18 protein-coding genes are annotated in these 21,653 nt (G+C 70.0%); 13 read left to right on the top strand and 5 right to left on the bottom strand.

The genetic code is table 11. The annotated features are described in order from the left end of the window. The first annotated feature begins 17 nt into the window (after window positions 1–17). On the top strand, window positions 18–1,943 hold the full coding sequence (locus tag Pla133_RS23430; RefSeq protein WP_419191892.1) for a sigma 54-interacting transcriptional regulator: 1,926 nt from the start codon (window positions 18–20) through the stop codon (window positions 1,941–1,943). A 65-nt stretch (window positions 1,944–2,008) separates the two neighbouring features. On the opposite strand, the gene Pla133_RS23425 is transcribed toward Pla133_RS23430, so the two are convergent. Beyond that, the gene (locus Pla133_RS23425) at window positions 2,009–3,133 is read right to left on the bottom strand and encodes a hypothetical protein (protein WP_145069855.1); all 1,125 of its coding nucleotides are present in this window, start codon (window positions 3,131–3,133) and stop codon (window positions 2,009–2,011) included. A 73-nt stretch (window positions 3,134–3,206) separates the two neighbouring features. Beyond that, window positions 3,207–5,105 (bottom strand): hypothetical protein, encoded by a 1,899-nt coding sequence (locus Pla133_RS23420; RefSeq protein ID WP_145069853.1) that lies wholly within the window; start codon window positions 5,103–5,105, stop codon window positions 3,207–3,209. A gap of 145 nt (window positions 5,106–5,250) precedes the next feature. Here Pla133_RS23420 and Pla133_RS23415 point away from each other — a divergent pair, with 145 nt between their 5' ends. Beyond that, window positions 5,251–6,285 carry a response regulator transcription factor gene (locus Pla133_RS23415; RefSeq protein WP_145069851.1) on the top strand — a complete coding sequence of 345 codons (1,035 nt, stop codon included), beginning with the start codon at window positions 5,251–5,253 and terminating at the stop codon, window positions 6,283–6,285. A gap of 112 nt (window positions 6,286–6,397) precedes the next feature. Here Pla133_RS23415 and Pla133_RS23410 read toward each other — a convergent pair whose 3' ends face one another. The 3 genes from Pla133_RS23410 to Pla133_RS23400 form a co-directional block, all read right to left on the bottom strand. Further along, window positions 6,398–7,387 carry a carboxypeptidase-like regulatory domain-containing protein gene (locus Pla133_RS23410; protein ID WP_145069848.1) on the bottom strand — a complete coding sequence of 330 codons (990 nt, stop codon included), beginning with the start codon at window positions 7,385–7,387 and terminating at the stop codon, window positions 6,398–6,400. Continuing rightward, on the bottom strand, window positions 7,384–10,155 hold the full coding sequence (locus Pla133_RS23405) for a hybrid sensor histidine kinase/response regulator (RefSeq protein WP_145069846.1): 2,772 nt from the start codon (window positions 10,153–10,155) through the stop codon (window positions 7,384–7,386). Before Pla133_RS23405 ends, Pla133_RS23410 begins: the two co-directional genes overlap by 4 nt. Window positions 10,156–10,314: 159 nt before the next feature. Beyond that, the gene (locus Pla133_RS23400; RefSeq protein ID WP_419191891.1) at window positions 10,315–10,872 is read right to left on the bottom strand and encodes an HD domain-containing protein; all 558 of its coding nucleotides are present in this window, start codon (window positions 10,870–10,872) and stop codon (window positions 10,315–10,317) included. Window positions 10,873–11,024: 152 nt separating this feature from the next. Here Pla133_RS23400 and aroF point away from each other — a divergent pair, with 152 nt between their 5' ends. The 11 genes from aroF (at window position 11,025) to Pla133_RS23345 (ending at window position 21,457) form a co-directional block, all read left to right on the top strand. Beyond that, window positions 11,025–12,068 carry a 3-deoxy-7-phosphoheptulonate synthase gene (gene aroF / locus Pla133_RS23395; RefSeq protein ID WP_145069841.1) on the top strand — a complete coding sequence of 348 codons (1,044 nt, stop codon included), beginning with the start codon at window positions 11,025–11,027 and terminating at the stop codon, window positions 12,066–12,068. A 123-nt stretch (window positions 12,069–12,191) separates the two neighbouring features. Then, window positions 12,192–12,956 carry a triose-phosphate isomerase gene (gene tpiA, locus Pla133_RS23390; RefSeq protein ID WP_145069839.1) on the top strand — a complete coding sequence of 255 codons (765 nt, stop codon included), beginning with the start codon at window positions 12,192–12,194 and terminating at the stop codon, window positions 12,954–12,956. A 111-nt stretch (window positions 12,957–13,067) separates the two neighbouring features. Continuing rightward, complete coding sequence (gene secG, locus Pla133_RS23385) at window positions 13,068–13,355, top strand: preprotein translocase subunit SecG (RefSeq protein WP_145069837.1); 288 nt, start codon at window positions 13,068–13,070, stop codon at window positions 13,353–13,355. 40 nt (window positions 13,356–13,395) lie between these two features. Continuing rightward, entirely contained in the window at window positions 13,396–13,722 is a 327-nt protein-coding gene (gene secG / locus Pla133_RS23380) for a preprotein translocase subunit SecG (protein ID WP_145069835.1), read from the top strand. A 1-nt stretch (window position 13,723) separates the two neighbouring features. Then, window positions 13,724–14,335, top strand: coding sequence for an orotate phosphoribosyltransferase (gene pyrE, locus Pla133_RS23375; RefSeq protein WP_145069832.1), 612 nt, complete (start codon window positions 13,724–13,726; stop codon window positions 14,333–14,335). A 30-nt stretch (window positions 14,336–14,365) separates the two neighbouring features. Next, on the top strand, window positions 14,366–15,244 hold the full coding sequence (locus Pla133_RS23370) for a YicC/YloC family endoribonuclease (protein ID WP_145069830.1): 879 nt from the start codon (window positions 14,366–14,368) through the stop codon (window positions 15,242–15,244). Continuing rightward, window positions 15,241–15,870, top strand: coding sequence for a guanylate kinase (gmk, locus tag Pla133_RS23365; protein WP_145069828.1), 630 nt, complete (start codon window positions 15,241–15,243; stop codon window positions 15,868–15,870). Before Pla133_RS23370 ends, gmk begins: the two co-directional genes overlap by 4 nt. Further along, entirely contained in the window at window positions 15,867–16,409 is a 543-nt protein-coding gene (locus tag Pla133_RS23360) for a flavoprotein (protein WP_145069826.1), read from the top strand. Before gmk ends, Pla133_RS23360 begins: the two co-directional genes overlap by 4 nt. Then, window positions 16,406–17,170: a phosphopantothenoylcysteine decarboxylase domain-containing protein gene (locus tag Pla133_RS23355; RefSeq protein ID WP_419191890.1), complete on the top strand. Its 765-nt coding sequence runs from the start codon at window positions 16,406–16,408 to the stop codon at window positions 17,168–17,170. The genes Pla133_RS23360 and Pla133_RS23355 overlap by 4 nt, the downstream gene beginning before the upstream one ends. Window positions 17,171–18,507: 1,337 nt before the next feature. Then, complete coding sequence (locus tag Pla133_RS23350) at window positions 18,508–19,443, top strand: carboxypeptidase-like regulatory domain-containing protein (protein ID WP_145069822.1); 936 nt, start codon at window positions 18,508–18,510, stop codon at window positions 19,441–19,443. A 391-nt stretch (window positions 19,444–19,834) separates the two neighbouring features. Further along, window positions 19,835–21,457 carry a hypothetical protein gene (locus Pla133_RS23345; protein ID WP_145069820.1) on the top strand — a complete coding sequence of 541 codons (1,623 nt, stop codon included), beginning with the start codon at window positions 19,835–19,837 and terminating at the stop codon, window positions 21,455–21,457. Window positions 21,458–21,653 lie beyond the last annotated feature (196 nt).

Raw genomic sequence — 21,653 nt, 5'->3', positions numbered from 1 at the left:
GACCAGCGGAAACCCCCGTGGCACGAATCCTCGTCATCGAAGACGACCCAGGGACCCAGCTCCTACTCCAAAGTCGCCTGCAGGACTTAGGGCATGTCGTCGTGATCGCACCGACCGGGGCGATGGGCGTCATGGAAGCCCGAGCTGGTGGCTTCGACCTGTTCCTCGTCGACGTCATGCTGGGCGCAGGCATCGACGGCTACGAGGTCTGCCGACGCATCAAGGCCATGCCCCATGTGCACGCCGTTCCGGTGGTGCTGGTGAGCGGGCAGGTGAAGGGGCGCGACGAGCTTCACCGTGGCTATGAGTCCGGTTGCGACTCGTTCCTGATCAAGGGCGACAACACCCTGCTCGAGGACGTCGTGCGCGCCATGCTGCGGACGAAGGCGCTGCAGGACGACCTGCACCTCCAGAACCGCCTGCTGGACGAGCACAACCGGCGGCTACTCGAAGAGCGTCGTCGCGGGGCTGATCTGGAGGTGGCCCTGCGGGCCAGCGAGGGCGGTGCGAAGGGCGGTCCGCGCGGGGATTCAGCGGTTCTCGATGCCCTGATGGTCGTCGATTCGGAAGGCCTCGTACGGCTGGTCGATCGCGGTGGCCGCGAGTTGTTCGGTCGCGACGTCGAGGGCCGCAATCTGGGTTCCCTCGCCGTGGGCTCGGGCCTCGAAGCCTTCGTCCGCGACGCACGCACCGAGCCTCGACACGGCTTCCGCTTCGACCTGCGGCCGACCTCCGCCCGCGACACCCTGCGCCTCACCGCGTCGGTGATCCCCCTCGTTCCGCGCCCGGGCCACCCCGACCCGGGCCTTCGGATCGTCCTGATCCAAGAGCGCAGCGCATCGGTCGCCGACCGCCGCGATCGGGAGTTGGCGCCGCTGATCGAAGCGGCCCGCTCGGTCTTCCACCCGGGCAACATGGTGGGCGAAGCGGATAGCACGGTCGACCTCCGCGCTCGACTGGCGGAGCTCGCCAAGGAATCCGACCCGGTCCTGTTGGTTGGTGAGGAGGGCACTGGACGGCACCGCGCCGCGCGTGCCCTGCACCACGGCTCCAACCGCCGCGGGCCGTTCCTCACCGTCGACTGTGGCGCCATGGCGCCCGAGTCCCTCGAGCGCGAGCTCTTCGGCCACAGCGCAGGGGCCTTCGACGGCGCCGACAAGGCCGCCCCGGGCCTGCTCGAGCGAGCCTCCCACGGCTCCTTGCTGTTGGCTGACATCGGCCTGATGCCCTCTGCCCTTCAGAGGCGCTTGGTCGAAGCCGTGACCACCGGACGCACCACGCGCGTCGGCGATGCGACCCAGCGACGCTTGAGCTGCCGACTGATCGCCCACGATGCCGGCGACCTGACCAGCCGCGTCGAAGCCGGCACCTTCGACCCCGAGTTGCGCAAGCTCTTCGCCAACCACGTGCTGCGTCTCGCGCCCCTGCGTGAGCGCCGCGAGGACATCGTTCCGCTGGCCGAGCACTTTGCCCAGCGCTACGGCGTTCACCTCGGCCGACCCCGATTCAGCGACGAAGCCCTCTGGGTGATCGAGTCCTTCGACTGGCTGGGGAACGTGCGCGAGCTCGAGAGCATGGTCGAGCGCGCCTGCCGGGCGGCGACCGAGCCGGTGGTGGATGTCGATCAGCTGCCGCGCAAGTTGCGGGACCTGCACGCCTCGCTCACCCGCAATGACGAGATGGCGCCCCAGCGACCGAGGACCGATCGACCGACGGGGACGCACGTGCTCACGCCGGTGTCGCCGATGCCTGCCCCGCGGACCCAGTACGGGGTCGAGGCGGCGGCGGTCGAGGAGGAGCCCATCTCATTGGAGTCGTTCGAGCGCAAGGCGTTGTTGCGGGCGCTCGAGCACACGGGGGGGGACAAGTTGGCGGCGGCTCGGTTGTTGAAGATCGGGAAGAGCACCTTGTATCGGAAGCTCAAGCGCTACGACATCAAGTGATGCTGCCCCACTTCGCTGGGGTCTGTCCGCCGAAGTGGGTCCCGTCGTACCGCTCCATCCGCCAATCAAGGACGGCCTGCTAGCCAGGTGAATCGGCCGTGCCAGCCGAGGAGTCGGCCCCGACTCAACGGTTGATTCGCGTGTCCAGCCTCCATGGCCGCCGTGTGTCCGCGCGAGCCAACGACTCGATCGCGGCACCAATTGCGCCAGGCGATCCAGATCCAGAGATGGAGTCGGAGGCGAGATCGAAGCTTCGAGTGGGCCCACGACCGCCGGACGAGCCGCGACACGCCGTCGCGCAGCATTGCCAGGGTCAGATTCGCGGGAAAGAGGGGATTCGAGTTGATTCGGCGTGCCTTCGAGCTCACTTGGACGTGTGCGATGCACCTGGTGCCAAAGGCCCTCTTCAGTGCTGCCGGGTAGGTCCTTTTCTTGTCGGAGATCGCGACGACACGCGCCTCGGTGCCGAGCCATTCGGCCGTTCGTCGGAGCGCAGACCGCACGGCACGCCTGGATCCCGAGCGACGAGTCGTCCCGCTCGAACCCGCCTGCCCCGAATCTCGCCGTTTCGAGCCACGGCGGCGCCTTTGCGGAAGAGCCCCGACCTCCACCTCCAAGATGAACAGCGACTTCGCGTCGACGACGACCGCGGCAGTGACCGGCTTGTTCACCCGGTCGGTCTCGAAGGTCTCGAGTTCGTCGAATGCGATCGTTGTGATGCGGCTGTTCTGATCGCCGTCGCTCGGAGCGCTACCGCCCAGCTCGCTCCCGCTCGAGGTGGCGTCTCTGGAGCGAATGAGAAGCGAGCGTTGGAGTGCGCGGCAGTGGACTCCCAGGAGGCGCTGATGCCGCGCGACCGTGTCGTAGTTCGCGCCCGATATCCGAGCCGTCTGCCTGAGGGTGACCTTGGAGACAAACAGCTCCATGTGCAGTCGAAGAAGCTGGGGCTTCTTGAGTCGGTAGTCGACGCGGAAGGTCTGTGCCGAGAAGCCAGCCTTGCAGGCGGGGCATCGGAAGCGTGGAACCCTCCTTCCGTCGCATTTCCTCAGGAAGGAGCCGTTTGAGTGAGCTCGGTAGGTCGCCTCGCTGTTCCGCGAGGGGCAGCTGCTCCACGGACACTCGAGGGGCACGAAGTGCTCGAATGAGAGACGGTCTTCGTCGCGCCCAGCTTGCCAGATGATCGAGTCCATGTCCGAAGGACCGATCGAGAGCCGCCGTGGTTACGGGTCCAACTCGGATTTACCCCAGCGAACTGGGTCAGCATCAGTGGGGCAACCGCAGGGCGGCACGAATCTCCCCCCCCTCCGGCAGTACCCCAGAAATCAACTCCACCGGCCGCCTCCCCGACCGATAGATCAACAACCTCACCCGCGCCCGAGCCGGCGAGGACACCCTGAATTCCCCCGTCGGATGGAGGGTCCACTCACGACCCTCTCGATCCACGAGCAGCACCTCCAAGTCGGCAATCTGGCGGTGACCACGGTGACGGACCCGAATAGCGAACGTCGTGTCGTCGTGCTCGATCTCGAGTTCCGGGGTCAACCCCAACCGGCGCAGGCGCAGGATGGAGACTGGATCGGGTGCCGTCAGGTGGGGCTGGCGACTGTCGACTGCGATCGGCACACCGACCAACTCGTAGGCCTGGAACGCCTCGGCGACGGCGGCCTCGCGCTCGGGCGTGCGCGGCTCGCTGTCGAACTGGTCCAGCCAGAGTTCGGCGACTTGCTCGAGGCTGCGCAGGGGTTCGTCGAGCTGGGTCGAGGGGATCACGTACTCGGGCTCGCGCTCGAGGGCCGCGAGGATGTCGCCCTGGGGGGGGCCGAGCCACGAATGGGTCCGGCGGGTGCCGGGGGGGGGCACGACGCGGTTGGCGAGGTCGAAGACGCGACGCCGGGAGAGGTAACCGATCGCGCCCGGCCAGGGGGTCAACACGGTCGCGTTGGCGGGCAACTCGTCGCGCAGGAAGATGCCGATGGTTCGCAGTCGCTCGACGCGAGCGAGGTCGGCGTGCTTGCCGAGTCGCGCGAGGCCGACGTCGAGGCCGGGGGCGACGGTCGTTTGGCCCTGGCCCATCCAGGCGTGCTGCGCCGCTTCTAGGGGGATCGGCCCGATGTTGCCGGGGAGCTTGCTGGCGAGGATGCCGGCCAAGCCACCGAGGACGAACAGGCCCCACCCGCTGGCGTGCAGCAGACGCGAGTCGGAGTCGACCGCGCGGGTGATGACCCCTTGGACCGACAGGAACAGCGCCGGCAGCGCCGGGGCCAGGGCCAGCCAGAAGGGCTCGTCGTCGCCGCCGTTCCAGGCGATCCACAGGCACCAGGCCCAGCCGAGGATCGCCGCCCGGGTGGCGCGACGGGGCTTGCCGCGCATCAGGATCAGGGCGAGGCTGGCGAAGACGGCGGTCAGGGGGGCGCCGCTGTGGAGCAGGAAGCTGCGCAGGTACGAGAGGCCCACCCGAATGCGCGCGGGGTCGTAATGCAGCGCGTCGGCAGCGAGGGGGCTGAGCCAGACGCCGGTCACTGCCCGTCGGATCAGGGTGGTCAGAACGACGGCTACGAGGGGCGCCGCGAAGGGCAGCCAGCCCACGCGCGGGCCGCGCCGCACGGCGCTGCGCCATTCGAACGCGGCCAACAGGAGGGCCAGGCCCATGCCCTCTGGCCGGATCAACACCGCCGCAGCCATGGCGCCGGCACACCAGCGTGGTCGCTGGCCCTCGTGGGCCAGGAAGCCGACGCAGGCGGCCAGGGCGAAGGTCGTCCACTCCACGCCGGAGAGGGCCGCGGCGGCCAAGGGGCCGCTGACCACCAGCAGCAGCGGCGCGATCACGCCGGTCATCCGCGCCGGGCTGAAGCGCGCCAGAACGAAGACCAGCATCAGAGCCGCGAATCCACCCGTCGCCTGGAGGATCCACGGAGTTGGCCAGTAGAAACGCTCGGCCGTCGCCGCGGTCGCCAGCCAGGCCCACGAGGGGTACGCGTCCACCACAGGACCACCGGCGTTCCAGGCCAGGGTGCCTTCGTGCACGATCTGCCGTGCGAGGCGAAGGACGGCATGCCCGCGCTCCCCGACCTGGGCCAGATGGCCCGCGGCGTCTTGCTGCAGGGTCAGCACGTGGGCCACCAGCAGAGCCAGGGCCAGGAGCAGGGCGGTGGTGCGCTTCAACCGATCGGTGTTGATTTTCGGGAGGGTCGGCCCGGTGAAGCCTGGGACGACCGCACCCGACGGCGCAGACTAATGGCCAGCGGGCCGGACCGCACCACGGCTGCTCGGGACCGCACACCTTCAGCCCCGGAACCCGCCCCAGATCATGGTCGAGAGCGAGCACGACTGCGGCCTCGGGCCCGATTTCACCCGTCGACGCGATGCCGCGCTGGCAGCGCTCGTGCCGGCGGTCGCCCATCGCCTGAACAATGGCCTGGCGACCGTCGTCGGGCTGGGGGAGCTGGTGCGGGCGAAGCCTGCCGCGCCCGCCGTCAAGCAGCTCGCAGCGACGGTCGACGACCAGACCCGCGCCGTGGTGCGGCTGGTGCGATTCCTGTCCAGCTTCGCCAAGGATGCCGAGGGCCCGCCCGACAAGGTCGACGCCCGCTTCGCCCTCGATCAGGCGCGCGAGCTCCTCGAGCCGGTCTGCCAGGCCACCGGCCTCTCGATCGAGGTCGACCTCCCGTCGGCCATGCCGGCCGTGCTCGTTTCGAGGGCGCTCCTGCAGCTGGCCGTCGTGCTGGGAGTCGAGTCCGCCCTCGTCGGGCGCGGCAACACCTATCGGATGGCGGCGCGAAGCTCGCCCTCGGGCTTCGTCGTCGAGCTCGGCGACGGGCGTGATTCTGAACTCGACCGCGATGTCTGGTCTTCACTGGGCATCGTCCCCGCCGACCACGAGGACTCGAGCGGCCCCTCGAAGACCCTCAGAGTCAACCTGGCGGGCCTCGAGCGTGGACCCTCGGACACCCCTGAGGGCGGCGCGACCCCGCTCGCCGCCCCGGCGGCGAGCGCGGCGCCGTCGGTGCTCGTCCTCGAACGCGACACGCAGCTCGCCGAGCTGGTCGGAATCGTCCTGCGCGAAGGTGGCTACGCGGTCACCACCTGCTCGGATCCGGCGGGCGCGCGGGCGGCCGCGGGCGAGCGCGCCTTCGATCTCCTCTTGGTGGACCAGGGCGAGGGCGTGCAACGCCGCAGGGAAGCGCTGGCCCTCGTCGACGAGTTGACGAGCCCCCGCGGGCCGGCCATCGGCTGCTTCAGCCAGGGCCCGGTCGCGGAGGATCGAGCCGAGCTCGCGTGCCTCGCGAAGCCCTTCCGGCCCGCGGAACTCCTGGCCTTCGCCGCCGGATTGCTCGGACGCTGACCCGACGATTCGTCGCTCCGCGAAGCGGCATCCTGCCACCCGGCCCGATCACTCGCCGTTCCAGTTGCCCAGGGGCCAGGCCACCGGCCCGACCGACCGCGCCAGCTCGGAATCAGCGCGGCGCCGCCACGTCGAGCGGCGGAACTTCCAGCGTCACCGAGCGCAGGTCCGGCACGCGCAGGGATCGTTCGAAGCGCGCGCGGCCCGCGCTCACGCGGACTTCGTAGCTGCCGCCGGGGAGGTCACCGATTCGGAAGTGGCCATCGGAGCCGGTCTCGGCCGAGGGCCAGCGCCGTTCCGGCTGGGTCGAGCTGCGCAGGGTCACGAGCGCGCCCGCGACGGCCTCGCCACCCTGGTCGACGATTCGCCCGACGAGTTCCGCCGAGCTGCCCGGCAGTCGCAACGGTGTGCCGTCGCCTCGGTGCTCGAAGCCGCTCACCACGAGCTCGGGCCAGGTTCCGCCCCCTGCCCAGGGCGGGAGCAGCGAGACCCGATAGCTGCCCAGGGTCAGCCGCTCCACGCGGAACTCACCGTCCGCACCCACCACCGCGCGACGCTGCAACCGGCCTGCCAGCCCCGCTTCGACGGCCGCACCCTCAGGCGTCAGCAGCACGACGTACCCCGTGGCTCCTCCCACGGGCAGGGGCTCGATGCGCCCGTTCATCGGCGCCAGCTCCATGCTCGGCAGGGTCTCCAGCACCGGCCACGGATCGGGGGCGACCAGCCTCAGGGGCCCGTCGCTCGGCACCGTGACGGCGACCGTCGCGCCCGGACGATCGGTCGACACCAGGTGCACCTCGTGGGCCCCCGGGGCCAGCCCGTCGATCGAGAACTCCCCGTCGGTGCCGCTCCAGACCGAGTGCACCCCGGCGGGGCCGACCACGGTCACCGCCACCTGGGGCAGCGCGGTGCCGCCGGAGTCGACGACCTGTCCGGACAGTCGGTCCGGGCCCGACGCCGCCACCAGCGCCGGGAGTCGCCGTTCGAAGGGGAAGCCAGTCCCGACCCCGCCCAACTGCGGGGCGCGGATGCGCTGCAGGGCGAAACCGATGGCCAGGCCGACCAGGGTGGCGACGATGAATGTGCGGCGGAAGCGGATCAAGGCACGCGCTCGGCTCCGGCGAGCGCTGCCCTCAGTTTCTCGACCAGCTCGCCCAAGCGGTAGGGCTTGTGCAGGAAGTGCACGCCTTCCCGACCGGCGAGTCGGTCCATCACCGCGTGCTCGGCGAAGCCGCTGGAGAGCAGGACCGGCAGGTCTGTACGCCGCCGCCGCAACTCGTTGAGCGTCTGCTCGCCACTCAGTCGCGGCATGGTCAGGTCCAGCAGCACCGCGTCGATCGTAGCCCCGTGTTCGTCGAACTGGGCGATGGCGTCCTCGCCGTCGACGGCGCAGAGCACCCGGTAGCCGGCGCGGGTCAGGGCTCTGCGGGCGACTTCGCGCACGACGACCTCGTCGTCGACAACCAGGATCGTGGGGGAGGGCGAGCCGGCCTCCATCGGTGTCGGGCTCGCCGCCGGTCGCAGTTCCACGGCGGGCTCCTCGGCGGGCGGCAGGATCAGGGTCACGCGCGTCCCCCCTCCAACCTCGCTGGACAGGTGCACGGCCCCGCCGTGGGCCCGCACGGCCCCCAGCACCGTGGCCAGACCCATGCCGCGCCCGGTGCCCTTGGTGGTGAAGAAGGGGTCGAAGGCGCGCTGCCGGATCTGCTCGTCCATCCCCTGTCCGTCGTCTGAGACAGTGATCGTCACGTACAGCCCGGAAGGCAGTCGCGCGCCGAGCCAGGACTCGATCAGCTCCTCGGTCGCGACCTGGCGCGCCGAGGTGCGCAGGCTGACGCGGCCCACGCCGTTCGGGAAGGCGTCCACGGAGTTTCGGACCAGCTCGACCACCGAGCGCTGGATCAATCCGGCGTCGCCCATCACTCCCGGCAGTCCGCCGACCAGGTCGACCTCGAGAGTCGCGCTCGGCGGCATCAGACGCTCCACGACCGCCAGGGTTCGGCGCAGCACCTCCGTGGGCTCGATCGGGTGCAGGGTCACCGCGCCCTGGCCCGTGTACGACAGCATGTGGTCGGTCAGCTCGGACGCTCGCTGGGCGGCGTCTTCGATCTCGGTCAGGGCGGAGTGGGTGTCCGAGTCGCCCAAGAGGCGCTCGCGCAGCAGTTGCGCGTTTCCGAGCACGCCCATCAAGAGGTTGTTGAAGTCGTGGGCGATCCCGCCCGCCAGCACCCCGAGGCTCTCGACCTTGTGGGCCCGGCGGATGCGCGCCTCGAGTCTGCGCCGCTCCTCGTCGGCGCGTCGGTGCTCGGTGACGTTGGTCACGAAGCCCTCGACGAAGAGCAGCTCGCCGTCGGTGCTACGCACTCCCTGACCCTGTTCCCAGACCCAGCGCTCGGCCCCGTCGGCGGCGAGCACGCGGTAGGTCAACTCGAAGCGTCGGCCCTGCAGCACGGTCCAGCGGATTTCCTCCAGCACGGCCCGTCGATCCGCCGGGTGTACGTGCTCGAGCAGCGAGCCGCCACGCTCGTTGACCAACACGTCGGGCCCCACTCCGAACAGCTCACGACAACCCTCACTGGCGAACAGGACGGTGCGTTGATCGTCGTCGTTGCAGCGGTAGGCCATGCCCGGCAGGTGCGCCAAGAGAGTCTCGAAGGTCCGCCTGCTCTCCAGCAGCTCCTCCTCGACGCGCACCCGGCGCTCGGCCTCGACGTGGGAGGCCAGGATGCTGGTCGAGGTCGTCGTGAAGGGCTTGAGGTTCTCGACCAACTCCGGTGCGTAGTCCGGCGACGCATTGGTCAGGATCACGAGCCCGACGACGCGGCTGCCTTGCTTGAGCGGCAGGATCAGGGCGTTCCGCGCCTCGAAGTCCGAGTCCAGGTCGGACCAAAGGCGCCCCGGCGCCACCGCCGACGCGGGTTGACCCGATTCGATCGAGCGACGGATCACCTGGCAGGTCTCGGTCAGCGGAATGCCGTCGGCCGTGCCGATCTGGTCGTAGCCCAGGTAGCCCTTCGGGCTCTGCACCGCGACCATGCGAAGCTGCAGCTCGAACTCGAACTCCTGCTCGACCAGGGCCAGGATCGCGTCGGCGCTCCCGGTCAGCTTCTGGTAGTGGCGCAGGATCTCGTTGAAGACGATGCGTGGGTGCGAGCCACGCATGGCCATGGCCTGCACGCGGCGAATGGCCGCCAACAGCGCGACGCTGTCGTTGCCGGTCCAGTCGTTCGCGGCGCGCTCGCGCACGGGCGAGGCCTGCACGAAGTAGTAGGCCGGCCGACCCGCCGTGTCGGTGACGCGCGTGATCACCAGGTGCAATCCGACCGGCTCCCGTCCCTCGACGCCGTAGCGACGCTCGCCCGTGTGCACCACCGCCGTCACCGTGCTGCGGGTCCGGAAGCGACGCAGCTCGTGGGGCAGCTCGCCCTTGGCCAAGAGGTCGTCCACGTGCACGCCGACCAAGCGCTCCGGGCTGGTGCCCAGGAGCTCGGCCAGATGCCGGTTGGCGCGCAGGAGCGCCCCGCGCCGGCCGACGAACGCGAAGGCCGCATGGGGCAAGTCGAAGAAGGCGTCGAGGGGCGTGCGACCGGCCTCGCGCTCCCGCCGCATCCGAGCGTGGTCCAGTGCCACGCGAATCGCCCGCCGCGCGCGGACACCGGGGTCGGCGCCGTCGAGGTTGATCGCGATCGACCAGTTCCCGTCGTCCCCCGCCGCGTCTTCGGGTCGCGTCGGATCGCGCACGATCAGGTCGGCGTCGCGACCGTCCACGAAGGCGAGCGGCCGGTCGGTGACGCTCTCGAGGAGCGCGCACAGCCGACGGCGGCGGTCGTCATCCGCGGTTTCAACATTGATCCGAAGCTGGCGATTCATGGCGAGCGGGCGCGGTCCGGGCTGGCAGGCGCCCAGGGGGCAAGGTGGTGACACTGCGATGCTACGCAGCCCCGAGGAGCCGGCATGCAGGCCTGCGGTCCTGGCGCGCAGAAGCCGTGAATCCGCCCCGTTGGTGGGACCAACCGGGGTGGCGCCCCCTCACCGGCGATCGAGTCGTTCGCGCAGCGCGGCGCTGAGTTCGGCCCGGAGCTGCTCGAGGGGTTCGAACTCGCCGCAATCGAGCTCGTCCACGCCGCGGGAGAAGTCCGTCAACTCGCCCAATCCGGCCCGCGCATAGCCCAGGGCCCTCAACCCCAGGTGCAGCTTGTCGCAGGCCCGCGCGAAGCGGGCTTCGCGCGTCACGCCCTGGGCGTACTCCGCCCAGCGTTGGGCGGCGACCCGCTCCGCACTACCCAGGAGTTCGACAGCCGCCCCCTTCTCGGCGGCCCGTTTCGCTCCTTCGGGCAGCAGGCGTGAGGCGGCCCGGGGCATGTCGCCAAGGAGGGCTTCGGGAGCGTCGTGCACGATGCAAAGGGCCACGCAGCGGTCGACGTCCAGGGGCGGCGCGACCCGATCCGCCGTCGCGATCGCCACGAGCGCCACCCCCAAGCTGTGCGCCGCGACGGACTCCGGCGCCGGAACCCCGGCCTGGAGCCACCCGGTGCGGGGCAGGCTGTCGAGGGCCAGGAGGGTCAGCAGGCGGTCGAGGGTGGTCAAGGTGCGGAGGCGGGGTGGGCTGCGCCCCGGTTGGGGCGCCTGGGCGCGTTGTGGGGCCGACGGAGGCAGCTTATAGTCCCCGGGTTCGGCGCCGTCCGGCGAGGTCTCGCTCGACACCTGTCCGCGGCCCGCCCCGACCCGAGTCGATCCCCATGCTCCTCAGCCTCCGCCCTGACGCCGACGACGCCCAGCTCGCGGCCCTCCGGGCCCTGGCCGACGAGGGCGGGTTCGAGCTGCGCTTCCTCGACGAGCGCCGCCGGGTGGCCGAGCTGGTCGGCGCCCGCGGCCCGCACCTGCGTTCGCGCCTCGAGGACCTGAAGGTCGTGCGCGAGATCCTCGATCCCGGCCAGGCCCGCGAGCTGCACGAGCGCAACGGGCGCCCCGACACCGTGGTGCGGATCGGCGACGCGGTCCTGGGGGGCGGTCACGCCTCCCTGATCGCCGGACCCTGCGCCGTCGAGAGTCGCGACCGGTTGCTCGAGATCGCGCACGCCGCCCACCGCGCCGGCGCCACCGTGCTGCGTGGCGGGGCCTTCAAGCCCCGCACCTCGCCCCACTCCTTCCAGGGCCTGGGCGCCGAGGGCTTGCTGCTGCTCGAAGAGGCGCGCGAAGCCACCGGCCTGGCGATCTTGACCGAGGTGCTCGACCCGCGCGACGTGGAGCTGGTCGGCCGCAGCGCCGACGCCTTCCAGATCGGCGCCCGCTCCATGGCGAACGCGGCCCTCCTGCGCGAGGTCGGCCTGGCTGGCAAGCCGGTCCTGCTCAAGCGCGGCCTGGCGGCCACGGTGCGAGAGTTCTGCCTCGCGGCCGAGTACGTGCTCGACGCCGGCAACGATCAGGTGATCCTGTGCGAGCGCGGGGTGCGCGGCTTCGACCGGGTCACCCGCAACCTGCTCGACCTCGGCGCCGTGGCGCACCTCAAGGGCGCGACCCACCTGCCGGTGATCGTCGACCCCTCCCACGCGGCCGGCCGCGCCGACCTGGTGCCGGCCCTGGCCCGGGCCGGTCTGGCCGCCGGCGCCGACGGCCTGATCATCGAGGCCCACCCGCGACCCGACGAAGCCCGCTCGGACGCGCCCCAGGCCGTGTCCTTGGACGACTTGGCGCAGATTGCGGCCGACGCGAGGGCCATCCTGGCCCTGGACGGCCGTATCCTGGCCGCCCCTCGTCGCGAGCTGGTCGGCAAGGGGGTCTGACCCGACCCCCACCGGCTGCCGCCGCACGGATGGGCCATCGCGCCCCGCCAATCCCCCCCCTCAGCACGGCGCCGGCGACCAACGGTCGGCGCGAGCTCCGACCGCATTGCAGGAGACCTCCCCTTGAGGACCCCTTACGTCGCCGGCAACTGGAAGATGAACCTCGATCGCCGCCGGGCCTTCGAGCTCGCCGAGGCTCTCAGGAACCGCGCCGGCGACCTGTCTTCGGTGGATGTGGCGGTCGCGCCGCCCTTCGTCTACCTGGAGCTGGTGGCCCAGACCCTGGGCAAGAGCGGCGTCCGCGTCGGCTCCCAGGACGTGTGTGACCGGGCCGAGGGCGCGTTCACGGGCGAGGTCAGCGCCGCGATGGTGCGCGACGTGGGTGCCCGCTTCGCGATCGTGGGCCACTCCGAGCGCCGCCACGTCTACGGCGAGGACGATGCCCTGACCAACGCCAAGCTGCGCGCCGCCCTCGAGGGCGACCTGGACGTGATCCTGTGCGTGGGCGAGCTGCTCGAGGAGCGCGACGCCGGCCGCACCGAGGCCGTGGTGCGCGAACAGCTCCAGGGTGGCCTCGACGGGGTCACCTCCGAACAGATGGCCCGCGTGACCGTCGCCTACGAGCCGGTCTGGGCCATCGGCACCGGCCGCACCGCCAGCCCCGAGCAGGCCTCCGAGGTGCACCTGTACCTGCGCGGATTGCTGGAGGGACTGTACGAGGCGCGAGTCGCCGACGGGGTCCGCATTCAGTACGGTGGCAGCGTCAAGCCGGGGAATGCCGCGGAGCTGCTCTCCGCGCCCGGCGTCGACGGTGCCTTGGTCGGGGGAGCAGCGCTCACCGCCGACGACTTCATGGGCATCGTGGACGCCGCGCGCGCGCGGGGCTGAACCCCACGGACCCGGGCTCGTCCGCGCGGATCGGTGGTTCGATCCGCGTCGGTCGATGGGGGGACGCCCCCCCGCGACAACTCGTCTGTCTCTCACCCCACTGCTGCCGCGATGCTGCTGCAGACCGCTCTCTATCTCACCTCGGTGTTGTCCGCGATCGCTCTGATCGCCCTGATCCTGATCCAGGATCGAAGCCCCGCGCGCAGCGATGCGTCCGTGGCTTCGCGTGCCGCGTCGACCCCCTCCGGGCCGTCGGGCACGCTGGGCCGAGCTACCGCGTGGAGCGCCGCGATCTTCCTGCTCAGCGCCCTGGGAACGGCGGTCGCCGACGGCGGCATGAGCGGCTCGTTGCTCGACGAGCTGCCCGCCGAAGTCTCCGCCGCCTCGCCCCAGTACTGAGCTCAACGACGTGCCCCCGCTGTCCGCGGTGGCTCGACCGATGGTCCTCCTCCTCAATCTCGTCTTCGTCTTCGCCTGTCTCCTGTTGATCGCCGTGGTCCTCGTCCAAGAGGGCAAGGGCGGCGGCCTCGGCAACGCCTTCGGCGGTGCCGGTCAGCAGACCTTCGGGGTCGGCACCAGCGGTATCACCAAGTTCACCGCCGTGGTGTGCGCGGCGATGCTCGCGCTCGCCATCGCGATCCACAAGACCGACACCCGCCAGTCGGACTCGATCGTCGGCGAGGGCGATATCGCCCCGACGATCCAGGCGCCCCTGGGTGGCCAGGGTGGTGGCGCTCCGACGGGTGGCACCGGTCAGGGTGGCTGAGATGGACGCGGGCAAAGGCATCGTGGACACCGACGAGGTGCTCGACCTCTTGCGCGCCGAAGACGCGCTGCTCGAGGGTCACTTCCTGCTCTCGTCGGGGCTGCGCTCGGATCGCTACTTCCAGTGTGCCCTGGCCCTGGCGAACCCCGTGGCGGCCGACAAGCTCGCGCGCGCCTTCGCCCAGCGTCTCGCGGCGAGCTCGATCGAAGCGCCGCAGTTGGTGGTCGGGCCCGCCATGGGCGCGGTGGTCTGGTCCCAGGAGGTCGCGCGGGCCCTGGGGCTGCGGTCCTTCTTCACCGAGCGCGTCGACGGCCAGTTCGCCCTGCGCCGCGGCTTCAAGATCGCCCCGGGCACGAAGGTGCTGGTGGTCGAGGACGTGGTCACCACCGGCGGCTCGGCCAAGGAAGTCATCACCCTCCTGCGCGGCATGGGCGCCGAGGTCGTGGGCGTGGGCTCGGTGGTCAACCGCTCCGGCGGCCAGCCCTTCGCCGATGTGGGTCTCGAACTGGTCAGCCTGGCTCAGGTCCAAGCGCGTACCTGGAGCGCCGACGACGTGCCCGCCGAGTTCGTCGGCACGGAACCGATCAAGCCCGGCAGCCGCCCGGGTCTCTGAGATCCGCCCGCAACCGTTCCCCACCATCCCATGCTCCGCTCGATGACGGGATTCGGCGCCGGCGCGGCCGAGGGCGCCGGGATCGCGATCCGCGTCGAGCTGCGGGCGGTCAACCACCGCTTCCTGCAGGCCAAGGTGCGCCTGCCCGGCGACCTCTTGGCCCTCGAGGGCGCGGTCGAGGCGGCCATCAAGGAGCGCCTGACGCGCGGCTCGATCTCGGTCACCGTGCGCCTCGAAGCCGCGGCGTCGAGCGGCGGCGTGCAGATCGATCGAGAGTTGGCGCGGCGCTACGCCGACGCGCTGATGCAGCTCAGTGGCGAGCTCGGCCTCGAGGAGGGCTTCGACGTCTCGCGCCTCGTGTCCCTGCCGGGCGTGTTGCAGTCCGGTCCGCTCACGGCCGATGACGACGAACTGCGCCCGCTGGTGATGGCGGCCCTGGACCAGGCCCTGGCGGCCCTGATCTCGATGCGCGAGACCGAGGGCGCGGCCCTGGCGGCGGACCTGGCCGTGCACGCCGGCGCTCTGGGCGAGATCCGCGCCAAGATCGCCGCCGCGAGTCCCGAGGTGGTGCGTCGCCACCAACAGACCCTGCACGAGCGCGTCCAAGCCCTGCTCGGTCCCGAGCGGCCGGTGGAGGAGCGCGACCTGGCCCGCGAGTTGGCGCTGATCGCCGACCGGGCCGACGTGTCCGAGGAGATCTCGCGGCTCGAGATGCACCTGGTCCAGCTCGACAAGCTCTGCGCGCAAGGCGGCGCGGTCGGTCGCAAGCTCGACTTCCTGGTGCAGGAACTCTTGCGCGAGGTCAACACCATCGGCTCCAAGTGCAACGACGCCCAGATCGCCCACTGGGTGGTCGACGCCAAGACCCACGTCGAACGCCTGCGCGAGCAGGTGCAGAACGTCGAGTGAGCGCCCTGTACGAATCGCGCTTCGGCGAGCCCGACCCGGGCGACGCCGACAAGGCGCCCGAGCCCGGCCGCATGCTGCTGATCTCCGGCCCATCGGGTAGCGGCAAGAGCACCATCTGCCGCCGCCTGCTCGAGGATCCGCGCGTGGTCTTCTCGGTCTCGGCCACGACGCGCCCCCCGCGCCGCGGCGAGGTCGACGGCAAGCACTACCACTTCCTCGACAAGCAGCGCTTCATCGAGCTGCAGCGCGCCGGCGCCTTCATCGAGTCGGCCGAGGTGCACGGCAACATGTACGGCACCCTGCGCGCGCCGATGGAGGAGGCCATCCGTCGGGGCAAGGTCTACCTGGTCGAGATCGACGTCCAGGGCGCGCTGCAACTGCGCGAGCTCGGCGTCGACGGCATCTACGTCTTCGTGGACGTGCCCGACATCACCGAGCTGCGCCGGCGGCTCGAGGAGCGCGGCACCGATTCGCCCGAGGTCATCGAGCGGCGCGTCCGCAAGGCCGAAGACGAGCGCGAGGAGCGCCGCCGCTACGATCACATCGTGGTCAACGACGATCTCGAGGCGGCCTACGCACGGGTCCAGGAATTGGCCGGCCTCGCGCCGGAGGGGAGCGGTCGATGAGTCACATCGTTCTGGGCTGCGCCGCCTCGGCCGCGCTCCACAAGGGCGCCGACCTGGCCAGCAAGCTGACCCAGGCGGGTCACGAGGTGCGCTGCGTGCTCACCGGCCACGCGGCCCAACTGATCGCGCCCCAGCACTTCGAGGCCCTGACCGGCCAACCCGCCTCGGTGGCCGAGTTCGGCGCCGGCCGCCGCACGGCCATGGACCACATCGACCTGTCCGAGTGGGCCGAGCTGCTGCTGTTCGCGCCGGCCAGCGCCAACCTGATCGGCAACCTGGCCCACGGCCTGGGCGCGGACCTCGTGTCGACCGTGGCCCTGGCCACACCCCAGGACGTGCCGCGCATCCTGTGCCCCGCCATGAACCCCCACATGCTGGCCAACCCCGCCGTGGCGCGGAACCTGGACCAGTTGCGCGAGGACGGTTGGCAGGTGGTCGAGCCCGGCGAGGGCCACATGGCCTGCGGCGTGAAGGGCCGCGGGCGCCTGGCCGAGCCGGCGCAGATCGTCGAGGTCGTCACGAAGGTGCTGGGGGCGTGAGCCCGCTACCGAAGAAGGCCGCCCAGGCGGCCGGCGTGGTCACCAAGCCGCGCCAGCGCCGCAAGGCCGCCGCGGCCCTCGCGAAGGCCGTGAGCACGAAGTCCAAGCCCAAGGCCCAGCGCAGTCGCAAGGCGCCCCGCCGCAAGGTCGTCGTCACCGCCGGACCCACCCGCGAGTACGTCGACCCCGTGCGCTACCTCTCCAACGAGTCCAGCGGCAAGCAGGGCTTCGCCATCGCCGCCGCCTGCGCCGCGCGCGGGGACGAGGTCGTGCTGATCGCCGGGCCCGTGCACCAGGAGACGCCCAAGGGCGTGCGCCGCATCGACGTCATGAGCGCGCGCGAGATGCTGGCCGAGGTGCGCCTGCACTTCGGCCGCGCCGACGCCCTCTACATGGCCGCCGCCGTCGCCGACTGGCGCCCCAAGCGACGCCTCTCCGGCAAGTGGCGTAAGAAGGACGACGGCACCGACACCGCGTCGATCGACCTGGTCAAGAACCCCGACGTACTGGCCACGGTCGCCAAGTCCAAGGGCGAGCGCATGGTCGTCGGCTTCGCCCTCGAGACCGGCGACGGCGAGCGCCGCGCCCTGGCCAAGCTGCGCCGCAAGAACGCCGACTACATCGTCCTCAACGACGACAGCGCCCTGGGCTCGGACCGCAACACGGTCACGATCCTGGGCGCGGACGGCAGCTCGAAGAAGCTGACCAACAAGTCCAAGGCGGCCGTGGCGAAGGTGCTGGCCGCGCTCGATCGTCACTGACTCTTGCGATCCAGCTCACCAGAGGTCGGGTCTCCGAACTCGCCGCGCCACCGAGCAGCTGATCGCAGCCAAGGGATCTACGAAGTTCCGGAGCGGAGTCGAGACAGTGGCTCAAGCCCGCGGGCGACCGGCCGAGACTGCCCCACAGGCGTCGAGACGCTTCGGGCGAGACCAGTCCTGATTGCGGACTGCTCGAGGAGGAGCCCGCGAAGGGTGATGACCGACCTTCTCCGACGAGGGCTCGCGAGCGAGTTGCAGGAGGTCGTGCTGGGTCCGAAGAGGAACAGGGACGCGTTCCGTCGACGGAAGCGAGAAAGGCATCTCCGCCAAGGTCCAGCGAGGTACGTGAAGATGGGGCGAGCCCATGCGGACCCTCTACTGTCTGCCGGCTGCCACTCCACCAAGGAGAGCTGTCCGTGAACGGTCGTTCGATCTCCGTTGGCCTGAATCCGATCGGTGGTTGATGAAGGTCCTTCTCCCTGTGGGAGCGCTCGCGCTGCTCCTTGTCGGATGGCTGCTCTTCGGCCAACGGTCCGGCGTCGTCCCCGCGCCGAGCGGGGGCGTTGCCACTGCGCAGGCTGACGGACCCAAGCACGTTGCGGATCTGGCAGTGCTTGGTAGTTCGGAATCCAAAAGGGGGCGGTCTGCGCGCCGATCCAAAGTCGCGAGACGGTGCGCCGGGAGTCGCTAGAGTCGAGCGTGCGCTGCTCCCGCTCCTCGAAGGCGTCGTCTCGAGCGCTCGCGACGGCGAGCCGATCGAGGGTGCGCGTGTCACCCTCTGGGCATCGAGGGTGATCGAGGACCGTCCGCTCCCCGTCGACGTTCCGGTCGGTCATGCGTTGACCGGGCGTGACGGTCGCTTCGCGATTGTCCGCGACGTCATGCCGGGCGAGGCGACCCGTCTCTGTGCCGTGGGGCCTCTCGGCGCAGCGAAGACGGTCGACGTCGCTCCAGCCGAGCGCTACGTCGAGGTGCGGCTCGATGCTTCGAGACGGGCGGCCACCCTCGACCTGACGTTCCACGCCAATCAGGTCGCCCTTCCGGCGTCCGCGCAGGTCACGATCGAACTCAGTGGCGAGGGAGCGGTATCGAACACTCGAGAGGCAGGGATCGAGCGAGGGCGGTCGAGCTGTGAGTTCTTCGTGGCCGACCGGCCGGATGTCGAGGTCACGATCTTCGTGACACTGAAGGGCTTGGGTCAGTTCCGAAGTGGCCCCTGGCCGGTCGAAGCCGGTGAACATCCGGTTGTCGCGGTCGCGATCGAGGTCACCCAGCCTGATCGCATCGCCGGACGAGTCGTCGACGGCGAGTCCGGCCAGGGCGTCCCCGCGGCCAAGTTGGAGATCTTCGGGGCCGGCTCGTTGCTCCCGGAAGGGCAGACCGAGGCCGACGGGAGGTTTGAGCTGCTCTGGCGGGCGGGCGAGCCCCTCGTGGGGAGCCTCGCCGTAACCGCCGAGGGCTTCGCGCCCACCTACGCGAGTCTGGACGGGACGACGCTGATCCCCATCCGAGTAGAGCTAGGGCATGGTTGTCGAGTCGAAGGTGTCGTCAGCGCGTCCGGGCAGCCGGCGTCCGACGCCGGGCTCCGCATCGTGGCGTCGTGGGAGCCACTCGGCGCTGCATGTCCGACCGTTCATCGCCGGAATCAGTCCGTCGTGCCCGACCCGTCGGGCTGGTTCGTCTTCGAGGGCCTTCCAGCAGTGCTTGTCACGGTGCAAGCCGAGCGAGATCTCCGTCCAGTTGGCTGGGTTCAGGCCTCGCCGCCGGAGGCGCTGGAGTTGTCGCTCGGCGAGGTAAGCCGGCTCGACATCGATCTCGACGCCTCCGATCGAATCCTGGACGGACGAGTCGAGATCACGGGGGCCACGCCAGGCTCGTCCGCCAACCAGATGGTGTTCTGGATCTCCGCCCGCGCAGTGGATCCGACATGGATGCCCTATTCGGGGGCCGAGGCGACCGAGCCAGCCATCGGCGGAGTTCGCGCCGTCGCGGGTCAGCGCTGGAGGATGCCGCTGAGGGCCCCGGCCGGGGGCAGAATCGCCATTGCCCTCAGGATCGCCACAGGTGAGCAGACCTACATTGAGAGAGTCCTCGACGTTCCGCCAGGCGAGAGTGAACTGAGCATCTCGATCCCGGTCGGTGAGCTGGTCGAGTTCGCAGCCCAACCGCCCGGCGCTTCCGATGGGGTTCCGCCCGAGCTGGTGGACCAAGTAGCATCGAAGTGGCGCGAGCTGCGAGCAACCCCACCCAGACTGACTGCGGTCGCTCGGTGAACCCTGAAGCCCGCGAGAGCGGAAGGCAACGGTCACTGGCCGATCTGCCCCGCGACAGCGCCGCCAAGTCATCATGGAGCGCAGCGCCCCGGGCTCGGACCACAACACGGTCACGATCCTGGGCGTGGACGGCAGCGTCGAAGACGCTGACCCACAAGTCCAAGGCGGCCGTGGCGAAGGTTCTGGCTGGACTCACTCGGCCCTTTGCTCCTCCGTCCAGGCCTTTGGGGATCCGAAATCGGCTGGTGGACCGGGGCCGCAGCGCCGTGCAAGAGCCGAATCTGGGGTGATCTCTGTAGACGAGATAAAAGGGGGGGGGGTAGGTTGCGCTAAGCCGTGGCCTGGCCAATGGCGTCACTAGTTTCGCTCGCAACTTCCCACTGAGCCTTCGATGCGACTGACCTTTCCCTTTCTCATTCTCCTCGAGCTTCCTTCGCTCGCCGGCATCTGTGTGATGAATGGCATTAGCGAGCGAGTTACGCACGACCGAGCGACCCCGCCGCCAAGTCTCTGGAGGACTCTAGTGCGGGCGTGGACCCTATTGGCGTCGATCGCGGGCGTGACGCTTGTAGGGGGCGGCTCGGCCGTCGCTCAGGGCGGAGTGATCTCGGTCAACCGGGAGACCCATATCCGCGTTTCCGACGCCGGTACGGGAGCGCCTGTTGAAGGAGCAGCGATCCTGTCGTCGCACTCCTCCGCGATGGGGGTGACCGGAGCGTCCGGGCTCGCATCCTTCGTCCACTACCTGCCGCCCGACGGCGACGAAGTGACGTTCCAGGTTCAGTCGAGGGGGCATGCTCCGATCGTCGTTCGGGACCTCCTCGACGAGGACAACATGCAACTGTTCGTCACGCTGCCGATGATCGGGCAGCACCTCTCCCCGCTGGTGGAGGCCGCAGTCGGGGGGACATTCGAGCTCATGGGACAGGTCGACGGCAATCAGTTCTACATGGAGGTCGAGGTGCCCGGTGGCGCGATGCCCTTCGACGGCTACCTGGACATCACACCCTTCAGCCCCCTGGCGACGGCGTGGAAGGGCCTCGCGAATGACGTCGAGGAGTACCAGTTGGGCTACTTCCATCTGGCCCTCCGCGATGCCCAGGGCAAGTTGTTGCCAGACGCCAATCTGGGCGCTGACATACGGGTGACGATTTTTCCCTGGATGACCACCCCCTCAGCTAGTGGGGCGTTCGTGACGGACTCGACGTTGGTCGTGCCCCGCAGCTATGACAGCGCGGCGGGCGAGGTGCTCCCCAGTGGATCGAGCGCGACGATCGACCCCGTGACGAGCATGGTGGCTTGGGATGTCGAATCGACCGGTCTCAACGGAGTGGGGATCTCTATTCCCCAGGGCCAAGAACAAGTTTGGCTGGGGAGTACGGACCCGAGCGATGCGGGGGTGGTCGGCATCTTGAACTGGCTCTATGGCGGTTACGTCGACCCGTCGGCTTCACCGAAGTCCGAGGTCGAGATCGGAATTCAGAAGTCGAAGCTCTGCCTGCCCAATACCTCATGCCTCGTGAATTGCGGGAGGACGACGGCCAACACGGTGATGTCGATCAATGCCGGATTCAGCCTCTCCATTTCGACTTCGTTGATCGCGAAGCTCCAGGCCGAGCTCAGCCTCGGTGTCGATGGGATCGTCGAGTGGCTGGCCTCTGCCGGCCTCACCGGCAACTCGGATTACCATGTGAACGCGGCGGGCGGCATCACCTTCGAGACGAAGGTCGACATTCCCATCGGAAGTCCGCTGGGCACGCAGGTCGCTCACGACTGCTGCCAGGGAACGCTGCAGAACTACCAGTTGAATGCGGTCAGCACTTTCATGGTGGCCGGCGTAGGCCTCGGGTCGATCTCCGTGCCCGAAGGCGGGGCGCAGCAGGTCGAGGCCGAGTTTTCGCCCAACTGCCACTATCAGGTGGGGGATGAGTGGAAGGACTGCTTGGAGATCGTCACCTGGGCGTCTTCGTGCAGCTCTGATAGTCGCCCGGAGTCCTGCACGTCGGGGCCGTAGGTTCGCCGACGTCGAGGCATCTGGGCGACTGTGGCCCGCGTCGGTCGCCAGCGTCCGGGTCCCGGGCGACGACCTCGTCCGCACACGGTGACTCGTGAGCCGGGCCCCAGCGGGCGGGCCGTCGCGCCCAGCCGGAGACGGGACGGCGCGCAGAGTTCCGTCAGCGGATGCGAGGAGTCCCCAGGCCGCCGTTTGG

It is taken from the genome of Engelhardtia mirabilis, assembly GCF_007748095.1.
In the GTDB taxonomy this organism is placed as follows: domain Bacteria; phylum Planctomycetota; class UBA1135; order UBA1135.
The sequence above is the reverse complement of the archived record's forward strand: the minus strand, read 5'-3'. Positions and strand labels throughout refer to the sequence as shown.